Consider the following 21,670-nt stretch of genomic DNA (forward strand, 5'->3'; position numbering starts at 1 on the left):
CCACCCAGCTCCGGAAGCGGGCGTACACGGTGCTCCAGGCCCCGTAGCGCTCGGGGACGTCCCGCCAGCCGCTGCCGGTACGAAAACGCCACAACGCCCCGTTGAACTGCTCCCGTACCCGCCGCGGCAAGGGCCCGGTGGCAGCCACCGGCACATGCGGTTCGATCAAGGCCCACTCGGCATCCGTCACGTCAAATCGCGCCACGACCCCGAGTTCTACCAGAGACACCAACCCGGAACTGAGTCACTGCAAGATCCGAACCTTGAACAGCTCCTAGGCGTCGCATTTGCGCGACACCTGCCGCCGAGATCCACTCGGCTTGGCTGTGGGTGCGCATTTCTCCACTGATCGGAGCCCGCCCCGCTGGGCGGCTTGCCAGGGGCCGAAGTGCTTGCACGCTGCGGATGAGCTGGGCGTGGGCGCTTCGCGGTAACCGTTTGACGACTCCCCGTCATGGGGAGGTCCTTGCCGGTCGGCAGTGAGCCGCCCAGCGAGGAGACAGTCAGGCCTGACACCACGCCCAACTCGAAGGGCCCGACCCCGGTCCAGTCGACGGGCGACGACGCCACAGTCCGCACGCCGATCAGTCTGGACATTCGTCCGCCCATCAGCATGGACGTCGAGAACATCCAGTTCACGGCCTCGGAGCACTCCCAGCGGCCCGTCGACCCACCGCGCGCAGTCGCCAAGATCTCCGGTGGGAGCGGCGTGATCACCGTGAGGGTCCTCAGCGAGGACGGAAAGCAGCCAGCACAGCTGCCCGAGGGTCTGCGGTTCAACGAGGTCACCAGGCAGTTGGAGGGGTACATCCCAACGATCAGGGACGTTGGCGAGAAGAGGTACCTGCTCAGGGCGACTGACCAGGGCGGTGGCTCTGTCGAGAGGATCATCCGCATCACGATCAACCCGCCGCTTTCGGTCCGCTAGGACCGTGCCCGCCCCGCCGTCCCTCCTCCATCACCACCCAAGTCCGGCGCAGTGCAGAGGGCCGTGGGGTTGGAGCCTTCGGTGGTCAGCCGGCCTTCGACGGTTCCCCGGCTCGCACCTGGTGTCGTGGTAGGGATAGCCACAGGACGGATACGCCCGCTGGCCGGGCTGTGGCACGAGGGTGACCGTACGTAGCGTCGGCGACATGAAATCCACCTACTCAGCAGGCAAACCACGGTCCGGGTGGCTGCGTAGGTGAGACCTGGCAGCGTATGTCGGCGGGTTTCAGCGTCAGTCGGAGCCCGAAGCCGGTGAAATGTCAGCGCGAAGTAGCAGCAGCGCGCGTCGGCCTCAGGTGTGAACGGCGCGGACGTGGTCGGCTGACAGGTGAAGTTCGTACGGCAGGCAGCAGTCGGAGCAAAGGGTCGCCACAAGGGTTCCACAGGCGCACCGCTGGTTCATGCCGCCGTTCGGGGTCGCTCCGCAGCAGGCGGCGGACGCGTGCCGCAATTCGAGGCCGCGGGCGTCGTCCGGGTTGATGACGAAGTTGCCTCGGGGGCCCTGCGACACCAGCGGCTTGCCGTCCGCGTTGTAGTGGACGCCGTGGCGCGGCATTACTGGGCCGGGCACCTCAGCGACGACCAGGGGCGCGCCGTACGGCTCGGTCTCGACCGCATAGTGGCCTGACGGCACGGTCGCCGGCGATGGACCGGGTTCGTCGGCGTCCCACCACGCGTAGAACGGTGCCTCGGGAACCGCCAGCAGCCGCGTGAGCGGCCCCGTCAGTGGGACACCACACGTTGCGCAGGCGAATACCACCGCTTCGGCCTTGGCGCTCGCGTCGGTGACATCGGCAGGCGTGGTGGTGTGCCCGCGGTTCTCCTCGCCGTCGACCTGCCCCTGGTCTCGCTGTTCGTGCATGAGCTGACCGTACGCGGCACGCACCCGGACGCGGCGTCCACCCCCGCGCGGGCAGTACCCGACAACCGTCCAGAGTCAAGCATCCAGGTGCTGCTGAAACTCGGCGACACCGTCTTCCCACGTAGCGGGGCGCTCTCGCCGCTGAGCAACAAGCGCTCTCGGTGCTCGCCTACAACGCCAGTCCGTGCTTCGCCGGCTGAACGTCGGAACAGTCCTGGCGGTCCTGGCCGCTGCGACCGTGACGACGGGAGCCGCCTCGGCGGACACGGTGCACCGAAGCGATCGCGGACGGTTGGTTTCCGTTCAGCAGATCACCACCCTGGCCGCGAAGGAGGATGTCGCGGCGGCATTGACCGCCGCCAGGTACGACGCGAGTACTGTCCGGTTCGGAGTGGACGCCTACCGGCTGGTGTACCGCACCGTGGACCCCAGCGGCCGACAGATCACCGCCAGCGGACTGCTGGTGCTGCCCCGCGGCGGCGAACACGAGTTGCGGACGGTGTCATTCACCCACGGCACGGTCAGTTACCGCTCCGACGCCCCGTCCTCCATGGTCAAGGCCGGGTTCGTGTCCTCACCTGCCATCACGTACGCGTCCGCCGGGTTCGCCGCTGCCGCCCCGGACTACATCGGTCTGGGCACCGGCCCGGGACTCCATCCCTGGATGGATGTGCCGTCGGAGACGACGGCCTCCCTGGACATGCTCCGGGCAGCCCGCGCTTTTGTTCCGCGTACGGGTCGGGCGCTGGGACACGACGTGCTGGTCACCGGGTTCTCCCAGGGCGCCTCGGCGGCGATGGGACTCGCACGGGCACTCCAGGCCGGCGACGACCGGTGGTTCCGGCTCGAAGCCGTCGCGCCGGTCAGCGGCGCCTACGACTTCCAGCACTCCGAGCTGCCGGCACTGCTCGACGGCTCTCTCGACCCGAAATCAAGTGTGCTGTACTCGGCGTACCTTCTCGTCGCCTGGAACCGGCTGCACCATTTGTACGACTCCCCGCACGAGGTCTTCCAGGAGCCGTACAGCAGCACGGTCGAGGCACTGTTCGACGGTTCGCACACCGGCCCGCAACTCTTCGCCAGCACGCCCGACACCATCGACGCACTGCTCACCCCACGCGGCTTCGAGATGCTGCGCCACCCGACCGGCCGCCTGGCCGGGGCACTCCGGGTGGCCGACAGCACCTGCGACTGGGCACCACGCGTCCCGGTCCGCTTGTACGTGGCCGACGCCGACGAGCAGGCGGCCAACGCCAACACCGACCGCTGCGAGGCCACGTTGCGATCGCACGGCGTGAAAGCGGCGGTCGTCGACCTCGCTGCCCCGGACTTCGCGGGCTCCAGGCACCTCGGCTCCAACGTCGCCGGCACGGCGGCCATCGTGCGCTGGTTCAGCCAACTGCGCTGAGAACCCGCTGGCCCGTCCCCGCTCGCGGGACGGGCCGGCGACCGGCGTGTCGGCCACGATGCGGGGGCGCGTCCACCGGGCGCACCTCGTCGTGGAGCCCAGGTCAGCCTGACTGCAGAACTCGTGAGCATCACCGACTGCGGTGCGGGACGCCTCCCGGACTCGTGCACAGCCGACGCCACGACTCGTGAACAAGGCCAGGGGCAGGCCTCCAGTTGCGAGGACGGACGGTCGTGGCCACCCGACCGGCCGAGGAACTCCTCATCACGTCGCCACGGAGCGTGGAGCGGCGGCTGCGTCCCCGTGGTGAGAGGCCTCTCGGCGCGTTGCCCTCCAGGGGAGGCAACCACGTCTCGGCGACGGCCGAACGCTTTTCACGCGCCGCCGACACCACGCCCGCCCTCCGACGGAGGCGTCCCGGGCCGTAGCACCGGGTTCACCGCGCCTCGGACGTCCGCTCCGTTGACGGCCTGTCACTCGAAGCGGCGATTTCCGCGCGGCGACGCCACGCCTGTGCCCGACCGATGGCCGGGCCGACGGGCGGCCGACCGGCACGGCCAGAACGACGTAGGAGCTCCCCGGACCGGTCGGGGACGGTTCACCCGATGGGATGACGGCGGACCGGCCCGGGCGGCTGCGACCGGTATACGTGACGTGATCCACCGTTCGGAGAATCCACCTGCGAGGGGCCCATGACCGATAAGGCCGACACGTCGCCGAGGACGGCCGGCGAGACGCTGCCGACCGCCTACGCCCCCCGGGTGGCCCTGATCCGGGGCGCCATGGAAGCCGGGGACACGGTCCTCGCGGCCCGCCTGGCCGAGGAGCTCCACCAGCACGTCGCCCTGGAACGCGGTGCCCTGCATCCCGAGGCGCTGCGCGCGCAGGAGGTGCGGGCGTACGTCGCGGCGGTCGGCGGCGACCCCCGGCGGGCGGCCGAACTGTTCAGCGTGGCCGCCACCGCGTGGGCCGGCCTGGGCGCGTCGGAGCAGTGGGCGGCGTCGCGCAACGCGGAGGTGTGCCGGCGTCGGGCGGAGTCGGCGGCGTCCGCCCCCTCGGCGGTCCCCGTCGCCCGGCGCCCGCCCGGCTGCCCGTCCCCGGCCCGGGCGTTCGGACGCGGCACCGTCGTGGCGGTCGTCCTGGCGACGGCACTGCTCTCGGGGGCGGCGGACGCCGGCCCGCGGGCCTACCTCGGGACGGGCCCGCGACCGGTACCCGACGACCAGCCGGTCGCCCCCGCCGTCCTGGGAGCCCTGGAGCGCTCCGCCCCGTCGGCCTCCCTGGCACCGGGCCCCGTGCCGCCCCCGCCGGATCCCGCGGGCGCGGAGCCCGTCCCCGCGCCGGACGCCGGGCCCGCGGGCGAACAGGAGGACCCGGCCGCAGACCCGGACGGAGGCGGGCCCCGGGCGGGGCGCACACCGCTGCCGGGCCCCGGACGGCGACCGGGCCTCCCGGCCGGCGGTCCCCGACCGCGGCCCGCTCCCGACGCCGGGCGGCCGTCCGGCGGCCAGGCCGGCGGCACCGGCTCGGACCCCTGTGCCGCCGCCCGCGTGTACGGCGGCCGACTCCTCGGTTCCCTCGTCGAGCTGTGCCACCGAGCCGCCGAAGCATCGGGCAAGCGGCCACCCGCACCCTGACCCGTGCTCGGGAGGGAAACGACCTGCGGATGCCCGGTGCGGTCCGGACTCCCGGCATGGCCGGCTGACCGCCTCATTCTCCGGCCAACGGCCCTGACGCTTTTACGAACAGCCCCGGCGAGAGCCCTCTTGCGACAGCTGGAATCCCGCTCGGCGGCCGGCCGCGAGGCTCGGCTGCGGATGCTTCACCATGCGGGCCGCGCGGAGCAGTTCGTGAGGTGGGCGTAGGACGTCGACCGGGCCGCGGCCGACAAGCTCGCACGGGACCTGGCCGACCTCGCCTCCGGCGAACCCGGCGAACCCGGCGCAGGCCCGCGCCCGCCCGGCGATCGTCACCGGGCCACGGACTGCCGGCCACCGAAGCGACCCGCCCACAGTCCCACGCCCGCTACCGCCGAACCCGTGGCCCGCCACCACGGCGGCCGCCACCGAGAAGGAGGCCCTGATGGCCACCCGGCCCGGCCACCGGGACACGGCCGCGCCGAGGCCGGCCACCTTCCACGAGTTGCGTACTGCCCCCGGCAGGTACGGTCTGCCCGGCGACCGGGAAGCCTTCGAGCAGGCCCCGACGGCCGCCCGCTGGCGCCTCCTCGCCGGCCGGCGTCGGCACTCGCCTGCCCTGCCGGCGGTCGCGGGACACCTGGGACGACCTGGCCCTGCGCCTGAGGTCGACCGCCGCGTCTTTGTTCAGCTGCTACGTCGTCGCGCCGGGACCGGCGGCCGCCCGGGGTGCGGTGGCTTCCCCGCAGGCTGCCCCGTGATCGTTGTGCAGGCACGTGAGGACGGTTCCGTTGCCGCGATCGCCGCAGTGACAGCGAGATCCTTCCGGGGCGGATCACGCTCCGTCCGATCGCCCGGCCAGCGAGGTGCTGACCCGGGCCAAGCGGTCGCCCGGTAGGGCGAAGTCATTGGTGGGGTTGCGGAACGAGTACCTGCCGTCGTTGACCCGTGCGCCGTCCTCCGTTGTTGTCCAGCGCACCGGACCAGCAAGCCCTTGCCCTTCGAGCAGGGCGGCAGCGAGTGGTTCCGCTGCCTGCATCCTCAGGCGGGCGCGCAACGCCGCAGCCAGGCGGTCGACGGCCTGCGGCGGTGTGGCCGCGTCCCCGAAAGCGGGCAGCAGGAGCAGCAGACGGGCGTGGGGGTCCGCAACGGTCCCGCCGGCGGGCGGCCCGTGGTCCGCGGCGGCGATCAGCTCCGGCCAGGACAGACCGGGGCTCATGAAGTGTCCGTCGATGCGCGCGAGTACCTCGGCTCGTTCCCAATCGGGATGGTGGACCAGGTAGTCGATCCCTGCCTCGTCGGGAACGGTGCGGTGGACGACATGGAGGCGGTGGCCGGCAGGGAGCGCAATCGTGAATGCGGGCCAGTCGGCCCGCTGCCACAGGCGCTGTCGGTAGGACCGGTGCTTCGCCCAGTCGTAGCCGTGCCCGAACAGCAGCCCCCCGGCTCCTCCCGTGGCACAGGAGTAGAGGTGCCCCATCCAGAACAGCTCTTCTTCCAGCAACTCGGGGCGCAGGCCGAAGGGGCCGTCGTGGTAGCCGGGTATCCGTACGGGATGCATATCCGCGTCGTTGGTCACTCGGTCCATCATGCCGCGTTGCCGGATGGAGTCCACGTGGTGACCGGTGCCGCGCGACCAGCGCAGTGAGGGAGTCGCGGGGCCACCCGCAGAACGATTTCCAGCCCAGCCCAGCCCAACGGAAGCGGCACGGACAGTCCGTCCGTCGACGGCCCCATGAGTCTTGGGCAGGTGTTCTGGGTTCAGGCACAGATTCCGTGAAGGTGATCAGCAGGGCTGTCACGGTCTGGGTGCGACTGGGAGCGGGAGTCCTGCAGACCCTCCCGGTTCCCGCTCGAACGGGGGCGCTACCTTGCCACCATGTGCATCTCGACCAGTGAGGCCGCGTTCTCCGGCACGATCGTGTATTGCGGTCGGCAGCACCACCCCGTGCACGGCCTCATTCATGTCCTGGGCTACCAGAACACCGCCGTCAACCTCGCCGGTGGTCCGAACGCGCTGCTGCTGCACCTGCCCACCAAGCAGCTCACCCCGGGGCACTTCCTCTCCGTCGGACACAGTGGCGACGTCCTGGAGCGCATGGTTGCCGCCGTTCGACCCGTCTCCGTCGCAGCCGACGAGATCGCGTGGATGAGCGCGGAGCCGGAGGCCGTCCAGGTCTTCGAGCACGACGTCTACACGGTGCTCCTGGCCGCTGACCCCACCGCGATCCCAGCCGCACTGCAGCAGGTGCCCGCACACCGGCGTCCGTCCCTCGACCCGGACCTCCTGCGCTTCTACACCGATCACTTCCCCGACCACACCATCGCCCTCTGCTGCTTCGACAACGCAGACGCACAGCGCGCCAAACCCGTGCTGCTGTGGTACTCGCCCCTCGACCCCGACCGGCTGACCGTGCCCGCGCTGGACAGCCACACCGGAGCAGTACCCGACCTCGACGCTGTCGTCTCTGTCGATCACTGGGTCCTGCTGTCCACCGACCAGGCTCCCTCCGACTGGGGCGATACCGTTGACTACCCCGAGGGCATGCGCCACAGCCTGCGCTCCTTCCTCCCCGCCGCTGTCGTGGGCCAGTACTACGGCGGAGCAGACGCCCTGCTCAACGGAGACTTCACCATCAGCCACCGCGACCTACTCGCCGGCGACCTCGACCGCATCGAGCGCTGCCGGCCGACCCGCCGCTGATCTCGGGCACGGCAGCGCTCTCGGTCCGCACATCAGCGCGTGCTGAGCAGCCGCCGCAGGACGGGCGTCCGGCGGCCGTAGCGGCAGGTCAGCCCGTCGACTTCACGAAATCCGTGCCTGAACCCGATCAAGCTGTCGAAAACACCCCATGCATCGATTCTGCCTTCCCACCACGACACGGCGATGTCGGTGATGCCTGCTACGAAGGCCCCGTGATGGATGACGAGATCATCGAGAGGCTCCGGGAGCACACGCCGGAGAGCTGCCACCGCCCGCGCCTCCCGAGGCCGTGTCCGAACTCGAGGCGGTCGTGGGGCATCCGATGCCGTCCTTGCTCAAGCGGGCCTATCTCGAAGTCGGCAATGGCGGGTTCGGCCGATGGGGCGGTGCCCTGTCCCTGACCGAGGAGACCGACGACCCGCCGGTTCTGGAGGCGTATTCGGAGTGGGCCAAGGGCTATGGAGTCGGATATCCGACATCGGTCGTCCCCCTGCTCACCTGGGGCTGTGCAATCTGGTCCCTCGTCGACTTCAGCACCGCGGAAGGCCGCATGTGGGGCTGGGACCCGAACGTACGGTGTCTACGACATGCGCTGTTCCCGGAGGACTTCACCCTGGCCGATCGTCTCACCCACTGGCTCGACGGTCGGGAGGACTTCCCTCAGGCGCCGGCCCGCACCGACTGCCCGGACTGCTGACGGGACGCGGTGATGGCGGGTGCCACGCCGCGTCACGTCGATGACAGCGAGGCTCGCCACAGCGGCACCCGGAGGACCTGAGGACGGTGTGCTTCCCTACGCGGGGCCTGGATCGAGGGTGGCCACAAGGCGTTCCCGGAGTTCCGGAGGGCAGATCGGGTTGGTGGCGACCCTGTAGCGGATGCCGTGCGACGGGTCCGTGGCGAGCGCCGTGAGCACGTCGAGCGGGAGGTTCGGGTTGCCGGCCAGCCAGCTCCGGTTCTCCGTGTCGGCGGACGCCGCCGCGCCTCTCATCAGCTTCTGGCTGGTCGTCCGCTGCAGGGCCCACCAGCGGACGTGGTCCAGCTTGCTGCCGACCGCGGCGTCGACCAGCCGGCGAGGCGTGGAGGGGTTGAGGACGACTGCGACCCGTACGTGCTGGTCCCGGTCGCGGGAGAGCGCTTCCAGGAGGTCGGCCGGGGTGTTCGGGTTCGAGGCCACGGCATGGCGGATCGTCCACTCGTCGCGTGCCGCCGACCTCAACGCCACGACGTCGGTGGTCCGGCCGACAGCGCTTCGCCGGACATCCGAGGCCCGATCGTCGAGCATCCGGTCGACCAGGTCGACGGGTGTATCGGGGTGGGCGAGCACCGCGACGCGGATGTCGGAGGCGGGGCTGGCCGCCAGGGTGCGCAGGAAGTGTTCCGGCAGGTCCTTCCGGAGGCTCGGCCCGGTTCGCCGACCGTAGTCGACGATCCACTCGTCCGGGTGGCACCACGTGGGTGCCCGGAGCATCCGTTCGCAGCCCGGCGCGAAGACGCTGCTGCAGATCCGCTGCTCGTCCATGCTTTCCTCCTGGAAGTCGGCACCCCACAGGCTTAATGTCAGTTGGACGATAACAGTTTTTCGTCCATCGGACGATAAGGTCCGCCGATGCCACCCGAAGGCATCACCCGCCCCGGACTGCACGCCCTCGCCCCGCTGCCGCACCGGCCCGCCGAGTGTCGGAGCCGGCTGGAACACTGCGGGCGTGGCCGGCGTCCTTCGTCGTGGGCCCGGCCGTACCCGACGTGTACTACCGGCGCAGCGACGGCGGCCGTATGACGACCCTGTGGCTGTTCGACACGGGCGTCTCCTCCTGGGCGACGGTGGACTTCGTGGACGGCGCGAGCCGGTTCGAGGTCCGCCAGTCGGGGCCCCGCCGGATGTGGTCGGAGGTCGAGGAGTCCTTCCAGTGGTGGGTGGGGGAAGGTCGTCCGGGGTTCGAGAGCTTCGGGCTGACCGTGGACGGGGGCGAGCACCGGGCGTGGCTGCACGAGCCGGCCAACCCGCTGCCGTCCCCACGGGGGCGGGGCTGAACCGCGCAGACCGCGTGCGGCATCGGCGGAACCGGTTGCGGCGACCCGTGGAAGTACCACGAGAACGCGTAGGAGTCGGGCACGGCGAGGCCGTGACCACGGTGGTCATGTCGGTCCACCAGGCTGTCCCTTGTCCGCTCGGCGAACCTGTCAACCGATCTGCTACGGCAGTCGGCGGTCCTCGAAGGGGTCGTCGGAGACGTGGGGCTCGTACGGCTCGAAGTCGGGGCGGGCGATGAGCTCGGCGACCGAGAAGGGATGCCGGTGGTCGGTGAGGAGCCGGTGGACGAACTCGGCGGTGGAACCGTCGAACCGCGCACAGCTGTCGCCGTCCTCGTTGCGGGCGATGACCGGCCACCGGTTCGGGTCCGTGCCCTCCGTCAGCCAGTAGAACTGGTCGGCCTGGACTGAGTCGGCCCACTGCAGGAGCCCGCCCGGGGCGGGGTGGAGCCGGTGGGGGTGGTAGAGGTCGGCGATACCGGGGTCGGCGGCGAGTTCGGCAAGGCGGAGGGCCTGCTCGACGAGGCACAGGAACTGTGGGAACGGGTCGTCGCGGCCGGGTGGGGGACCGGGCAGGGAGAGGCCGAGGAAGCCGGCGAACGTGCCGGGGCCGAAGTGCTCCGCCAGACGCCGGTAGTCGGCGGGCAGGGCGGTGCCGAGCCGGGCTTCGGCCGACGACCAGTCGACGGGCCACTGCCGCGAGTGCGGCCGGCCCGTCGCAGCGGCGAGCCGCCGCACCCAGCGGTCGTCCGGCACGTCGGCCGCTTCCTCCGTGTCCCCGGCGGGCAGGAAGGCCGCCGCCGGGTCGGCCCGGTGGGCCGTCACCGCGACCAGGTGCGACGCGCCGTCGTCGCTGTCCCGGACGATCCCGCAGCCGATCCAGCGTTCGCCCACCGCCCACCCGCACAGCTCGGCCAGGCGCCCGGAGAACGGGGCGGCCAGCGGCAGCCCGCTGTCGTCGTCGAGGGTGGGGTCGACGAAACCGCCGGTCGCGAGGATGCGCGACGACCCCCAGCGCGGGCGCAGCGCCTCGACGAGGCGGTGGTGGGCGGTGGTGAGGTCGCCGTCGGCCGGCAGGCGGGCGATGTCCGGGGCCGGGCGGGCCAGCAGGGCGTCGATGCGGTGCAGGTGGTCGGTGGTGCTGTCCATGACGTCAGCCAACCGCGGGCCGCTGACAGGGCTTCCGATAGTTCTCGCCATCCTCACGGGGATCGTGTTCGCGTTCTGCATCGGCATGTGGATCTGCATCGGTCCTGCCGGCTGAACAGCGCAGTGCGCGGTTCGGGTGGTCGACGGCGTACGGCGGCGGATCCGCTCGGTCAGGTCCGGCTTGCGCCGGCTGCGGCTCTCCGTACGCCGTTGCGAATCCAGTGCCGGTTGCCGGCGCATGCCAGGGCCGGACCGGCGAGCATGGACAGCATCCACAGGGCGACGCTGGCGGGCGAGTAGATGTAGTACTGCCATCGATTCGGCAGGCGACTTCCGTGCGAGCCTGCTCGTCGGAGATGTGTTCAACGTGATCCGGACGCCGCCGGGGCGTGAAGCCGCAGGCACTTTCGCGGGGCCCGGACGCCGTGCTCCGCGCTACCGGGCCCCGCGGTCGGGGGTCGGGGTGCGCGGTCGCAGGCGCTCTCCCTGCGGCCCGAACATGATCAGGTATTCGACCGGTCCGCCGGGTCCGGCGTTCGCGACTCCGTGGGCGGTGCGGGTGTCGAACTCGGCCACGTCGCCGGCGCTCAGCACGAGGTCCTGCTCGCCGAGCGCCAGCCACAGCCGCCCGTACAGGACGCACAGCCATTCGTACCCGTCGTGGGAGACCTGCCGCGGCCGCGCCGGCGGCGCGTCGACGGCGGGCAGGACGTGCTTGTGGGCGTGCAGGCCCCCGACGTACCGGGTCAGCGGTAGCACCGTCTTGTCGGTGCCGGAACGCTGCGGCACCGGGGTGCGCGGTCCGGCCGCCGCGGCGGGTGCGGTGCCGGCCAGCTCGTCCAGGGAGACGTCGTACGCCTTCGCGAGCTGCAGCAGCACCTCCAGGGTCGGCTTGCGCCGGCCGGTCTCGATCCGCGACAGCGTGCTCAGCGAGATGCCGGTCGCGCGGCTGACGCCGGTGAGTGTGGCGCCGTGCCGCTCGCGCGCGGTCCGCAGCCGGGGGCCCATGGCCGCCAGCGTGTCGGCTGTGCTGTCGTCCGTCACCGTCACCGTCACCGTTGCCCCGCTCCCTCCGGCCGTGCTGCCGCCTCCATCGTTCTGTCCTGCCAGTTTGCCACGATGGCAAGGGTGTTCGCGTCGCGCGGACGCCGCGCCGCATGATCGGTGGGTAACCGCGCCCGCCCGTGAACCGAGGAGAAGCGATGCACCAGCTCGCACCGTCCGCCGACCTGCGCCACCGCACCATCGAGGCACCCGCCGGGCGCCTGCACCTGGTCGAGCAGGGCACCGGACCACTGGTCCTGCTCGTCCACGGCTTCCCAGAGTCCTGGTACTCCTGGCGCCGCCAGCTCCCGGCCCTCGCGGCGGCGGGGTACCGGGCCGTGGCGCTCGACGTGCGCGGCTACGGCCGCTCCTCCAAACCGGCCGCGACGGACGCCTACCGGATGCTCGACCTGGTGGAGGACAACGTCGCCCTGGTGCGCGCCCTGGGCGAGGAGACGGCGGTGGTCGTCGGGCACGACTGGGGCTCCAGCATCGCGGCGGCCTCCGCCCTGCTCCACCCCGAGGTCTTCCGCGCCGTCGGGCTGCTGAGCGTCCCCTACGAGCCGCCCGGCGGCCCCCGGCCCACCGACGTCTTCGCGCAGATGGGCGGCGACCAGGAGTTCTACGTCTCGTACTTCCAGGAGCCCGGCCGGGCCGAAGCAGAGATGGAGCCCGACCTCCGGGGCTGGCTCGCGGGCTTCTACGCGGCCATGTCCGCCGACACCATGCCCGCCCGGGGTGAGCCCGACCCGCACTTCGTGACCCGCACCGGCGGCCGGCTGCGCGACCGCTTCCCCAACGGCAAGCTGCCCGCCTGGCTGACCGAGGACGACCTCGACGTGTACGCCGGGGAGTTCGAGCGCACCGGCATGACCGGGGCCCTCAACCGCTACCGCAACATGGACCGCGACTGGGAGGACCTCGCCCAGTACGGCGGAGCTCCGATCGAGCAGCCGTCCCTGTTCATCGGCGGCGCCCTGGACGCCTCCACGACCTGGATGGCCGACGCGATCGACGCCTACCCGACCACCCTCCCCGCCCTGGCCTCCGCCCATATCCTGGACGGCTGCGGGCACTGGATCCAGCAGGAGCGTCCCGAGGACGTCAACCGCCTGCTGACCGCCTGGCTCGCCTCCCTCAGGGGCTGAACCGGCGGGCGCATGCCTGGGTGATGCACGCCCGCCGGCACGCCCGCGACTACGAACGTCTTGTCCAGCACTCCGCGCTGATCACCCGGGGCGCGATCACACTGATGACCAGGTGCATCGCCCGGCGGCAGTCCAAACGCTCCGGACAGCCGGCCTCCCGCGAAGCCCAGCGGGACTGATCCATCTCACGGTTACCGTCACCACCCGGGCCCGAGCCCGCCCGCGGCGACGTCCGGCCACCACTCTGCCGTTGCCGTCGCCGCCGCCCTGACAGGCCTGAGTACCGGCCCGGTGCACAGCGGGTCGGGCCGGGCCGGCGACGAGGGGAGCACCTCGGCGACCTCGGTGAACAACGGCAGTCCACCCCGGACGGGGGCTCGCCACCCGCTCGGCCTGGATCGACCACGACGGTGAACTCCCCATCAATGAGGGGATAATGATGTGCCTTCAGGTCGACCGTCTGCCCGGCGACGGCGATCCACTACCGCTGTGGCTGTGGTCCTCCGCCACCGGCCTGAGGCGGCGGTTCAGGAACATCCGCACGACCTTGCCTTGCCCGGCCCGAGCTCCCAAACCCGCCCGTCCCGGCCCCGGCAGACCGATCGGCTCGAAGAACCGGCAGCCCGCCACCCGCTACGAGGTGGGCAAAACCGTCCGGCGCCCCGAGTCCATCGCCGAACGGGATTGGATCGGGCCATGCGGGACAAGCTCAGACAACTCTCACGACATCCGACAAGGGGACGTCGATCCTGGTCGCGTCACCGAAGATGTCCACCGTCAACTCGACACGGCCCCGGGCATGGTCAACGGCCACGACAGGGCTCGTGAAGTCTGTGAACGGTCCCCCGGTAATCCGCACGTCAGTCCCGATCTGGATGTCCATCTCGTGCGTCACACCAGCCCCCTTTGCCTGCTGCTTCGGTCGGCCATCGCTGACGGAAGCGAACCTACCCGATGGCGGAACGGGGCCGAACGGCCCGAGCCGGGCTGGGGGTGCGACCGTTGGTTGAACCACAAGCTGAGGGCCTGGGCGAGAGGGCGCCGACCACCTGCCCGGCCCGGCCACCGGCATCGCAGAGGACGAACTCCGTACGGTGATCCGGGGGTCGCTGCCTCTGCGCCCCGGCAGGCGGCGAGGCCGGGCCGCGGACACGGACTCGAGGGCCGGAACTGGACCACCCGGTACACCTATGGGTGGATCACTCGGCTCGGGGTCTACCGCCTGACCGGGACCGTACGCGGGGCGACGGACGCATGCCAGCTGGTGAACGATGTCGGAAAGTCGGGTGCGGGAGAACGGCGTGCACGGTGTGAAGCGGCGGGGACTGGAAACGGTGCATCGGCCACCGCGCCAGCCCCCGGCCCTGCTCAGGCGTCCCGGACGGCGAAGTTCCCGAGGGGGCTCTCCAGGCGGTCGTAGGCCCGGAGGGCCGAGGGGCGGACCGCGGCGGCGATCGCCGCCCGCTCCTCGCCGGCCAGGGTGCGGCGGAACACCTCGGCGAACACCGCACGCTCCACGGCGGCGAGCAGGGCGGCGGCGACCCGGCACTCGAAGCCGACGGGTCTCTCGTGCACCGCCTCGGCCAGCGTCTCGGCGAGTGCCGTCTCGCTCTGCTCGTGCAGCTCGCGCAGCCGGGCGCCCAGGGCGGGGCTGTCGAACACGGTGCGGGCGAACTCCGGGCCGGAGAAGCCGAGCCGGGCGTCGTGCCGGTCGAGCCCGGCGAGGCAGTCGCGGCGCAGCGCGGCGAGCGCCGACTCGCCCGGTGCGCGCTCGGAGACCGTTGCGGCGAGCCGGACGACGAGCTCCTCGTGCAGGTCGAAGAAGAGGTCCTCCTTGCGCGGGAAGTGGTTGGTGACGGTCATCTTGGCGACGCCCGCGGCGGCCGCGACCTCGGCGATGGTCGTGCGGTCGAAGCCCCGCTCGATGAAGAGCCTGGTCGCGGCGTGCGAGATCGCCTCACGGGTGCGGCGCTTGTTGAGCTCGCGCAGGTTCGGAGTCGTCCCGGTCTCGGTCATGCCGGGAGCCTAGCGCAGGAAGCTGGGTCGAGTACAGAAATTAGATTTGACCTCATCGATGGGTCCGTCCTAAGTTCTTTCCGGGGCGGCCGGAGCGGCTGCCCGGGTGGGCGTCCGAGAGTGTGCCGGGTGAGCGTCGAAGCGGCGGCACGCGGTCTCGGGGGCGACTCGCCCAAGGGCGACCAGGGGAGGGCGCATGACCGCATCCGTTGCTGCGAAGGGCCGGCCGGGAGGAGTTCGGGAGGGGGAGCCGGAGCCGATTCCGCCGGGCCTGTGGAAGATGGGCGGGGTGCTCGCGCTGGGGCCGGTGCTCGCGCTGCTGGACAGCACGATCGTCAACGTCGGCATCGACTCCGTCGGGCGCGATCTGCACGGCTCGATCGCGGAGATGCAGTGGGTGGCCACGGGGTACCTGCTGGCGATCTCGCTGACCATGCCGCTCTCGGGTTGGGCCGCCGGCCGCTTCGGGGGGCGGCGGGCGTGGCTCGCCTCGGTCGTCCTGTTCGTGCTCGGGTCGGCGTTGTGCGGCCTGGCCTGGTCGACGGGGAGTCTGATCGCCTTCCGGGTGCTGCAGGGGATCGGCGGCGGGATGATTCAACCGCTCGGCCAGGCGATCATCATACAAGCGGCCGGGCCGTCCAGGGTCGGGCGGGTGATGGGCACGCTGATGCTTCCGATCAGCCTTGCCCCGGTCCTGGGGCCGATCCTCGGCGGGCTGGTGCTGGAGCACTTCGACTGGCGCTGGATGTTCCTGCTGAACGTGCCGGTCGGGCTGGTGATCCTGCTGCTCGCCGCCCGCTGGCTGCCGTCCGACGAGACGTCGGACGCACCGAAGCCCCGGCTGGACGTGACCGGTCTGGTGCTGCTCTCGCCCGGCCTGACCGGGCTGGTCTACGGGCTCGCGACGATCGGTGACGGCGCAACGGCCGGCTGGGTCGCTCTCGTGGCGGGCGCGGTGCTGGTGGCGGCCTACGGCTGGTACGCGCTGAGGGTGGGGCGCGGGGGCGTCCGGACACCGCTGATCGACCTGCGGCTGTTCGCCCGGCGCGGCTTCAGCGTGGCGACGGCGAACAGCTTCCTGCAGGGCGCCGCGCTCTACAGCTCGATGTTCCTGGTGCCGCTCTACTACCAGCAGGTGAAGCACGTCGGTGCGGTGGAGGCCGGTCTGCTGCTGGCGCCGCAGGCCCTCGGCACGGCGGTCACCGCCATGCTGGCCGCCCGGATGACCGACCGCATCGCGCCGCGTCCGCTGATCATGATCGGCATCGGCTGCTCCCTGGTCGGCACGATCGCGTTCACCCAGCTGGGCAGTGGCTCCGAACCGGCCGCCTGGCTGATCGCCGGCTCGCTGGCACTGCGCGGCGCGGGCATGGGGATGATCGCGATCCCCGGCCTGGCAGTGGTGTACGGGAGCGTCGAGAAGGACCAGGTGCCGGCGGCGGCGGGTGCGGTCAACGTGCTGAACCGGGTGGGCGGGGCGCTCGGCACGGCGGTGCTGACGCTGGCGCTCCAGCAGGCGCAGGACGGGCACCCGGGCCGGCCGGGTGCGGCCTTCGGCGAGACCTTCTGGTGGGTGCTGGCCCTGTCCGCGCTCGCCATCGCTCCGGCGCTGCTCTACCCGAACACCCGCCGGTCCGGCTGACCACCGGCCGGTTCCCGACCACCCAGACCTGGAGGCACCCGTGTCCATCCGTCACCCCGACGGCCTTCGCCTGCTCAGCGTCCACGCGCACCCCGACGACGAGTCCAGCAAGGGCGCGGCCACCCTCGCCCGGTACGCGGCCGAGGGCGTGGACGTCCTGGTCGCCACCTGCACCGGCGGCGAGCGCGGGTCGGTGCTCAACCCGGCCATGGACCGGCCCGAGGTCCGGGCCGACATCGCCCGCGTCCGGCGCGAGGAGATGGTGGCTGCCCGGGAGATCCTCGGTGTGCGCCAGCAATTCCTCGGCTTCGTCGACTCGGGGATGCCCGGCCCGGACGAACCCCTTCCCGAGGGCTGCTTCGCCGCCCGGCCGGTGGAGCTCGCGGCGGCGCCGCTGGTCGCACTGATCCGGGAGTTCCGCCCGCAGGTGGTGATCACCTACGACGAGACCGGCGGCTACCCGCACCCGGACCACGTGATGACCCACCGGGTCACGGTGGCGGCCGTCGAAGCCGCCGCCGACCCGAGGCACGATCCCGGGTCGGGCGAGCCCTGGCAGGTGCCCAAGCTCTACTACCACCTGGCGCTCTCCCGGGCCTGGTTCCGGGCCCTGCACGAGGCCATGACGGAACGGGGCGTCCCCTCGGGGATGGGCGAGCTGCTTGCCGGCTGGCCCGACACCCCGCCGGCCCTGGCCACCACCACCCGGGTGGCGTGCGCCGAGCAGTTCGCCGTACGGGACGCGGCGATGCTGGCGCACGCCACCCAGGTCCAGCCGGGCGTGGCCTTCATGGCCCACCCGCGGGACATCGAGCACGAGGTCTGGCCGACCGAGGACTACCACCTGGCCCGGAGCCTGGTGCCGGTGGTGGGTTCGGCGGCCGGGGAGGGCGTGATCGAGACCGACCTGTTCGCCGGGCTACGGGCGGAGGCAGGGGTGGAGGTGGAGGCGGGATGAACCGGACGACGGGCGCGGCGGACACGGCGGACACGGCGGATTCGACGGGCGCGGCGGCGCGGGCGTTCGCGGCGTCACCCGGTGGCGCGGTGGCCGCCGTCCGCTCAGCACTGGCCGTCGGCGAGCACGTAGTAGCCCGGGCCGGTCTGCTTCAGGGTGTGGGTGACAAAGGTGTTCCAGAGCCCCATGCTCTGGCCCGAGCCGAGCGCATAGGTCTGGCCGCCGGTCTGGGTCGCACGGCCGGCCGAGACGTGCGCGTAGTTGCTGGCGGTGAAGCACTGGGGGGTGCCCCCGCCCGGAGTGGTCGCCGTCACCGCCGCCGACCGGGGGCCGGCGGCGCCCGACCCGTCGACCGCCGCCACGGTGTAGCGGTACGTGGTGCCGGCCGCGAGTCCGGTGTCGGTGAAGGCCGTGCCGGTCGTGCTGCCCACCTGGGTGTCATCGCGGAAGACCTGGTACGAGGAGGCGCCGCTGACGGACTGCCAGCCGAGGGCGATCGACCCGGCGGCCGCGGTCGCGGTCAGCCCGGTCGGGGCGGGCAACCCGGGGTCGGTGGGGCCGGAGCCGCCGTCCAGCCCCCAGAACTGCGCGGTGTAGTAGCCGGAGCAGATCGTGTCGAGGAAGTAGGCGCCGGTCGCCCCGCACTGGTCGGCCCCGGAGCCCGGGTCGACGGCCAGGCCGTGGCCCATCCCGCTGATCGTGAACACGGCCACCGCGGGCCTTCCGTTCGCATCGGCGTAGAGCTCCTGGGTGGTGCCGCCGGGCAGGCTCCGGGTGCCGGTCGGCTGACGGCCAAGACCCTGGACGTTCGTCCACTGGTCCCGCAGCTCGGCCGCGTTCACCGGCCTGACCACGGTGTCGGCGGTGCCCTGCCAGACCGCCACCCTGGGCCACGGCCCGGTGTAACCCGGGTACGCGGCCCGGACCTTGTCGCCCCACTGGGCCGGAGTGAGCCCCTGATCGGAGTTCTGGCAGCCGGAAGCGGCGGCCTGGGTGGTGGCGCAGTGCGCGGGCAGCCCGGAGTCGATCGCCCCGCCGGCGAACACGTCGGGGTAGTCCGCCAACAGGTCGGCGGCCATCCCGCCGCCCGCCGAGAGACCGGTGACGAACACCCGGTGGGTGTCCGAGCCGTACAGGGACTCGGCCTTGGCGACCATCTCGACCACCGACCTGGCCTCGCCGACGCCCCGGGCGGCCCTGCTCGCGTCGAACCAGCTGAAGCAGGAGAGGCTGTTGTTGACACTGCTGGTCTGCGGGAACACCACCGCGAAGCCGTACTGGTCGGCGAACTTGGTCCAGCCCGAGTTGCGGTAGTAGTCGGTGGCGCTCTGGACGCAGCCGTGCAGCGCGACTACCAGGGGAGCGTTGCCGGGCAAGCCGGCGGGGGTGTAGGTGTACATCGCGAGGTTGCCCGGGTTGGTGCCGAACCCGGTGACCTGCTGGAAGCTGCCGCTGGCGGCCGCCGCCACGGAGGATGCGGCGGAGGCTGTGACGGGGGAAACCGTGGTGGGTGGGGTGGGTGCGGTGGGGGAGGCGACGGCTGCGGAGGGCGCGGCGGTGCCGAGCGCGAGGGCGACGGCGGTGAGCAGCGCCGCGGCGGTGGGGCGCAGTGGCATGGGGACTCCAACGTGAGGGAGGAGTGGGGGCCGGTCCCGTGCAGCGTGGCGCGCCCGCAGGCCCGGTGCCATGTGACGGTCATCCGGGGTCCACTGCCCGGGCATGGCGCAGGCCGCCATGGTCCTGCGGTTCGCGGTTCGCGGTTCGCGGTTCGCGGCTCGCGCCCTGCGCCCCGCGCCCCGCGCCGTGGTCCTGCGACCCGGCCGCGCGTCCTGCGGAGCGCTGAAGGCCGTACCTGCCCGCACCGGAACGCACTTGAGGCGAGGTGACGTCGGGGACGGCGGTGTGCCAGGGCGAACCCGGGGACCACCTCCACAACCCGATGGCGGATGGGAAAGGACCGGCCCCGGCCGCCCGAGCGACCGGGGCCCGCCCGGGTGGGAGTCCCGGGGCGGCTCACAGGGCCGCGAGCACTCCGCAGAGGGCGATGAAGCCGCAGATCCCGAAGTTGACCAGCTTGTGGGACAGGAAGATCGCGGCGAACTCGCGGATGGTGGCGCTCGGCCAGTAGTACCGGGCGGTGGGAGAGCCGAAGACGTGGCCGTTGACGCCGGTCTGGCGGGCGAGCAGTGCCGCCCGGAAGGCGTGGAAGTTGTTGGTGACCACGACGCAGCGGTAGTCGGGCTTGGCCTGCTCCATGATGGCCCTGCTGAACAGCAGGTTCTCCTCGGTGGTGCGCGAGCGGTCCTCCCGCTCGATGTGCTCCTCGGGGAAGCCGCGTTCGACCAGGTAGTCGGCCATCGCGTGGGACTCCGGCAGCTTCTCGTCCGGTCCCTGGCCGCCCGAGGTGATGAGCACCGGCGGGTTGCCGCGGGCGGCCTGCTTCTCGTACACCTCGCGGCCCCGGTTCAGCCGGCTGGCGAGCAGCGGCGGGACGCGCTCGCCGCCGATCAGCCCGGAGCCGAGCACGATCACGAAGTCCACGTCCCGGCGCGGCCGGTGGCGGCTGTACAGGAAGGCGTAGCCGACGAAGCAGGTGAACAGGAAGGAGACGTAGCCGACCACGAGCACCGCGGTGCCCGCGAGCGCGGCCAGCGGCCGCGAGTGGACGATGAGGGCGGCGATCAGCAGTCCGATGACGCCGAGGATGCCCAGCCCGGCGAGCAGCGACAGCAGGTTGGCCGGCCGTCTGCCCTCCTTGCGGATCATGGTCAGGCCGTTGGCGAGCAGGAACCAGACCAGGGCCGCTGTGCCGAGGGCCGGGAGGAGGACGATGACCGCCGCCGCGAGTGTGATCACCATGCTGGGTGCCTTGCGGAGCTCGGCGAGCAGGGCGAGGGACAGGAGGGAGACGGCGATGCCGAGCAGGACGGCGTTGCTGAACTGGCGACGGTCGCGTACTACCCCGATTCCGAACAACAGGAAGAACAGGGCGGCTGGGGCATAGGCGAGCATGCGTCGTATCGTAGGGGAATCCCACCTGCACGAACCGGCCGGGCGTTCGGAGGAACCGAGGGCCCCGGTGAGCGCCCGGCGGGTGCCCCGGACGCCCGGCCGGGGTTCAGGCGAAGCGCTCGATCGCGGCCAGGATCGCGTCCCGCATCCGCGGGCTGCCGGTGTGCCCGGAGTCGTCGATGACCGTCAGCCGGGCGTCCGGCCAGGCCTTGACCAGCTGCCAGGCCGTGTCGACCGGTCCGCCGAGGTCCAGTCGGCCGTGGATCAGTTCGCCGGGGATTCCGGACAGCCGCCCGGCGTCGCGCAGCAGTTGGCCGTCCGGCAGGAAGGCCCGGTTCGAGAAGTAGTGCGCGGTGATCCGGGCGAAGGCCATCAGCGCGTCGGAGGGCCGGTCGGTGTACGCGTTCGGCTTGCCCAGCGTCTCGTGCGAGATGACCGCATCCTCCCAGGTGGCCCAGGCGTTGGCGGCGGCCCGCCGGACCGGCTCGTCGGTGCTGTTGAGCAGCTGGCTGTAGGCGGCGAGCAGTTCGAAGGTGTCCCCGTCGCGGTCGGCGGGCGGAAGGAAGTCCCGGAACGCCTCCCAAGCCGCGGGCAGGAAGCGGCTCACGCCGCGGTACAGCCAGTCGGTCTCCTCGGGACGGGTCATGGTGACCCCGCAGATCACGATCGCGGAGACCCGTTCCGGGTGGGCCTGCGCGTAGGCGAGGATCAGCGTGGAGCCCCAGGAGCCGCCGTAGAGCAGCCACTTGTCGATGCCGAGGTGCTCGCGCAGCCGCTCCATGTCGGCGATCAGGTGCGCGGTGGTGTTGTGCTCCAGGCTGGTCGAGGGGTCGGCGGCGGCCGGGCGGCTGAGCCCGCAGCCGCGCTGGTCGAACTGGACGAGGTGGTAGCGCTCCGGGTCGAAGTACCGCCGGGTGCCCGGGCTGTGGCCGGAGCCGGGCCCGCCGTGCACCACCACGGCCGGCCTGCCCGCCGGGTCACCGGAGGCGTTCCAGTGGATCAGCTGCCCGTCGCCGACGTCCAACAGGCCTTGTGCGTACGGTTCGTAGAGGGGGTACGGCTCGGGCAT

21 protein-coding genes and 2 pseudogenes are annotated in these 21,670 nt (G+C 71.9%); 11 read left to right on the top strand and 12 right to left on the bottom strand.

Annotated elements, in window-relative coordinates:
- On the bottom strand, window positions 1-205 hold a 205-nt coding region (locus ACFVUY_RS39480), incomplete at its 3' end, for a transposase (RefSeq protein ID WP_387736870.1).
- Between the two features lie 408 nt (window positions 206-613).
- Here ACFVUY_RS39480 and ACFVUY_RS39485 point away from each other — a divergent pair.
- Window positions 614-928: a putative Ig domain-containing protein gene (locus tag ACFVUY_RS39485; protein ID WP_387736871.1), complete on the top strand. Its 315-nt coding sequence runs from the start codon at window positions 614-616 to the stop codon at window positions 926-928.
- Window positions 929-1,279: 351 nt separating this feature from the next.
- Here the strand turns inward: ACFVUY_RS39485 and ACFVUY_RS39490 are convergent, their stop codons facing one another.
- Complete coding sequence (locus ACFVUY_RS39490; RefSeq protein WP_387736872.1) at window positions 1,280-1,849, bottom strand: hypothetical protein; 570 nt, start codon at window positions 1,847-1,849, stop codon at window positions 1,280-1,282.
- Window positions 1,850-2,141: 292 nt separating this feature from the next.
- Here ACFVUY_RS39490 and ACFVUY_RS39495 point away from each other — a divergent pair, with 292 nt between their 5' ends.
- Window positions 2,142-3,257 carry a lipase gene (locus ACFVUY_RS39495; RefSeq protein WP_387736873.1) on the top strand — a complete coding sequence of 372 codons (1,116 nt, stop codon included), beginning with the start codon at window positions 2,142-2,144 and terminating at the stop codon, window positions 3,255-3,257.
- 692 nt (window positions 3,258-3,949) lie between these two features.
- Window positions 3,950-4,894 carry a hypothetical protein gene (locus ACFVUY_RS39500; protein WP_387736874.1) on the top strand — a complete coding sequence of 315 codons (945 nt, stop codon included), beginning with the start codon at window positions 3,950-3,952 and terminating at the stop codon, window positions 4,892-4,894.
- 835 nt (window positions 4,895-5,729) lie between these two features.
- Here the strand turns inward: ACFVUY_RS39500 and ACFVUY_RS39505 are convergent.
- A complete protein-coding gene (locus ACFVUY_RS39505; protein ID WP_387736875.1) occupies window positions 5,730-6,473 on the bottom strand; it encodes a hypothetical protein in 744 nt (247 codons plus the stop codon).
- Window positions 6,474-6,773: 300 nt separating this feature from the next.
- Here ACFVUY_RS39505 and ACFVUY_RS39510 point away from each other — a divergent pair, with 300 nt between their 5' ends.
- Window positions 6,774-7,598, top strand: a complete 825-nt coding sequence (locus ACFVUY_RS39510) for a hypothetical protein (RefSeq protein ID WP_387736876.1) — start codon at window positions 6,774-6,776, stop codon at window positions 7,596-7,598.
- 32 nt (window positions 7,599-7,630) lie between these two features.
- Here the strand turns inward: ACFVUY_RS39510 and ACFVUY_RS39515 are convergent, their stop codons facing one another.
- Window positions 7,631-7,867, bottom strand: a complete 237-nt coding sequence (locus ACFVUY_RS39515) for a hypothetical protein (protein ID WP_387736877.1) — start codon at window positions 7,865-7,867, stop codon at window positions 7,631-7,633.
- Between the two features lie 20 nt (window positions 7,868-7,887).
- Between ACFVUY_RS39515 and ACFVUY_RS39520 the strand changes: the two genes are divergently transcribed.
- Complete coding sequence (locus ACFVUY_RS39520) at window positions 7,888-8,295, top strand: hypothetical protein (protein WP_387736878.1); 408 nt, start codon at window positions 7,888-7,890, stop codon at window positions 8,293-8,295.
- Window positions 8,296-8,391: 96 nt separating this feature from the next.
- Here ACFVUY_RS39520 and ACFVUY_RS39525 read toward each other — a convergent pair whose 3' ends face one another.
- Window positions 8,392-9,120 carry a hypothetical protein gene (locus ACFVUY_RS39525; protein ID WP_387736879.1) on the bottom strand — a complete coding sequence of 243 codons (729 nt, stop codon included), beginning with the start codon at window positions 9,118-9,120 and terminating at the stop codon, window positions 8,392-8,394.
- Window positions 9,121-9,374: 254 nt separating this feature from the next.
- Between ACFVUY_RS39525 and ACFVUY_RS39530 the strand changes: the two genes are divergently transcribed.
- Window positions 9,375-9,632 (top strand): hypothetical protein, encoded by a 258-nt coding sequence (locus tag ACFVUY_RS39530; protein WP_387736880.1) that lies wholly within the window; start codon window positions 9,375-9,377, stop codon window positions 9,630-9,632.
- A 162-nt stretch (window positions 9,633-9,794) separates the two neighbouring features.
- Here ACFVUY_RS39530 and ACFVUY_RS39535 read toward each other — a convergent pair whose 3' ends face one another.
- Both ACFVUY_RS39535 and ACFVUY_RS39540 read right to left on the bottom strand, forming a co-directional pair.
- Complete coding sequence (locus tag ACFVUY_RS39535; RefSeq protein WP_387736881.1) at window positions 9,795-10,781, bottom strand: hypothetical protein; 987 nt, start codon at window positions 10,779-10,781, stop codon at window positions 9,795-9,797.
- A 435-nt stretch (window positions 10,782-11,216) separates the two neighbouring features.
- Complete coding sequence (locus tag ACFVUY_RS39540) at window positions 11,217-11,789, bottom strand: helix-turn-helix domain-containing protein (RefSeq protein WP_387736911.1); 573 nt, start codon at window positions 11,787-11,789, stop codon at window positions 11,217-11,219.
- 194 nt (window positions 11,790-11,983) lie between these two features.
- Here ACFVUY_RS39540 and ACFVUY_RS39545 point away from each other — a divergent pair, with 194 nt between their 5' ends.
- The 3 genes and pseudogenes from ACFVUY_RS39545 to ACFVUY_RS39555 form a co-directional block, all read left to right on the top strand.
- Window positions 11,984-12,973: an alpha/beta fold hydrolase gene (locus ACFVUY_RS39545; RefSeq protein ID WP_387736882.1), complete on the top strand. Its 990-nt coding sequence runs from the start codon at window positions 11,984-11,986 to the stop codon at window positions 12,971-12,973.
- 5 nt (window positions 12,974-12,978) lie between these two features.
- Window positions 12,979-13,098: pseudogene (locus tag ACFVUY_RS39550) on the top strand (IS5/IS1182 family transposase); the annotation flags it as partial.
- A gap of 233 nt (window positions 13,099-13,331) precedes the next feature.
- Window positions 13,332-13,670 (top strand): annotated as a pseudogene (locus ACFVUY_RS39555) (transposase); the annotation flags it as partial.
- 12 nt (window positions 13,671-13,682) lie between these two features.
- Here the strand turns inward: ACFVUY_RS39555 and ACFVUY_RS39560 are convergent.
- Window positions 13,683-13,868, bottom strand: a complete 186-nt coding sequence (locus ACFVUY_RS39560) for a hypothetical protein (RefSeq protein WP_387736883.1) — start codon at window positions 13,866-13,868, stop codon at window positions 13,683-13,685.
- Between the two features lie 473 nt (window positions 13,869-14,341).
- Window positions 14,342-14,989, bottom strand: coding sequence for a TetR/AcrR family transcriptional regulator (locus ACFVUY_RS39565; protein WP_387736884.1), 648 nt, complete (start codon window positions 14,987-14,989; stop codon window positions 14,342-14,344).
- Window positions 14,990-15,185: 196 nt separating this feature from the next.
- On the opposite strand from ACFVUY_RS39565, the gene ACFVUY_RS39570 reads away from it, so the two are divergent.
- Window positions 15,186-16,631 carry an MDR family MFS transporter gene (locus ACFVUY_RS39570; RefSeq protein ID WP_387736885.1) on the top strand — a complete coding sequence of 482 codons (1,446 nt, stop codon included), beginning with the start codon at window positions 15,186-15,188 and terminating at the stop codon, window positions 16,629-16,631.
- Window positions 16,632-16,671: 40 nt separating this feature from the next.
- Window positions 16,672-17,589 carry a mycothiol conjugate amidase Mca gene (gene mca / locus ACFVUY_RS39575; protein WP_387736886.1) on the top strand — a complete coding sequence of 306 codons (918 nt, stop codon included), beginning with the start codon at window positions 16,672-16,674 and terminating at the stop codon, window positions 17,587-17,589.
- 104 nt (window positions 17,590-17,693) lie between these two features.
- Here the strand turns inward: mca and ACFVUY_RS39580 are convergent, their stop codons facing one another.
- From ACFVUY_RS39580 to pip, 3 genes are all read right to left on the bottom strand, one after another.
- On the bottom strand, window positions 17,694-19,205 hold the full coding sequence (locus ACFVUY_RS39580; protein ID WP_387736887.1) for a PHB depolymerase family esterase: 1,512 nt from the start codon (window positions 19,203-19,205) through the stop codon (window positions 17,694-17,696).
- A 397-nt stretch (window positions 19,206-19,602) separates the two neighbouring features.
- Window positions 19,603-20,601, bottom strand: coding sequence for a YdcF family protein (locus ACFVUY_RS39585; protein ID WP_387736888.1), 999 nt, complete (start codon window positions 20,599-20,601; stop codon window positions 19,603-19,605).
- 106 nt (window positions 20,602-20,707) lie between these two features.
- Window positions 20,708-21,670, bottom strand: a complete 963-nt coding sequence (gene pip, locus ACFVUY_RS39590) for a prolyl aminopeptidase (protein WP_387736889.1) — start codon at window positions 21,668-21,670, stop codon at window positions 20,708-20,710.

This window comes from Kitasatospora sp. NPDC058063 (assembly GCF_042885395.1).
GTDB lineage: Bacteria > Actinomycetota > Actinomycetes > Streptomycetales > Streptomycetaceae > Kitasatospora > Kitasatospora lactacystinica.